This is a genomic window from Streptomyces diacarni (genome assembly GCF_003323715.1).
Taxonomy (GTDB): Bacteria; Actinomycetota; Actinomycetes; order Streptomycetales; family Streptomycetaceae; genus Streptomyces; species Streptomyces diacarni.
Window position 1 is genome coordinate 1 of sequence record NZ_QOIN01000013.1, and the last position, 974, is coordinate 974.

At 66.5% G+C, this 974-nt stretch carries 1 protein-coding gene; it reads right to left on the reverse strand.

Annotation, left to right across the window (positions count from 1 at the left end):
• Positions 1-23: 23 nt before the first annotated feature.
• Complete coding sequence (locus DTL70_RS00070; RefSeq protein WP_114019721.1) at positions 24-908, reverse strand: IS982 family transposase; 885 nt, start codon at positions 906-908, stop codon at positions 24-26.
• Positions 909-974: the final 66 nt, after the last annotated feature.

The following is a 974-nucleotide window of genomic DNA, read 5'->3' on the forward strand; positions in this document are numbered from 1 at the left end:
CTAGATGAGTGAGTCCGATGTTTTTAGTGGTCGTAGGCGGTCAGTGATCGTTTGACGTCGGCGCCGGTGGTCCAGTTGCGCCAGAGTGCGGCTGCGAGGGCGAGGAGTCGTTGGCCGACGCGGGCGAAGACACCGGCTGGTGTTCGGGCGCCGTGCTGTTCGAGGCTGAGTTGGCCTTTGAGGGTGTTGAAGACGGCCTCGATCCACTGACGGCAGCGGGCGAGGCGGCCGTGACATGCGGGTTCGTCCTTGCGGTCCGGGCGTACCAGATGGACGCCCAGGCGCTGGGTGAGGAAGGCCTCGAACTCCCGGCCGGCGAAGCCTTTGTCCGCGAGGATCACCTGGCTGGCCCGGACGAGGTGGTGGTCGCGTTCCAGCAGCGCGGTCATCACTTCCCGCTCCCCGATCTTCGGGTTGGCCAGGCACCAGGTGATGGGCATGCCCTCGGCAGTGGTCACCAGGTAGAGGCGGAAGCCCCAGAAGAAGCGGGAGTGGCTGCGGCAGTAGCCGTAGCCGGCGTGCCCGGCCAGGCTGGAGCGTTTGACCGTCTCGCGGGAGGCTGCGCAGGGCAGCGGCGTGGAGTCGATCAACCGGACGTTGTCGTGCCAGGTCGGGACCTGCCGGGCGAGCATCTCGATGGTGTGGCTGATCAGTGGTCCGGCCGCGTTGAGGCGCTTGTTGTAGGCCGACTGCTGGGGCAGGTAGCGGAAGAGGTGCCCGAGCCGGGCATGGGCGAAGCGGATCCAGTGCCGGCTCGAGGGAAAGCCCAGCAGGACCTGGGCGACGGCCAGGCACAGCAGTTCGGCGTCCGTGAGTTTCGGGGGTCGCCCGATCCGGCGACAAGGAGCCACATGGTCGTCGATGAACACGTACAGTGCCGCCAGAAGGGCGTCCAGGTTTGTCTTCACACACTGACCAACGGGCGCCCTTCGCCATGGTCGCGACCAGCACACACATCGGACTCACTCATCTAG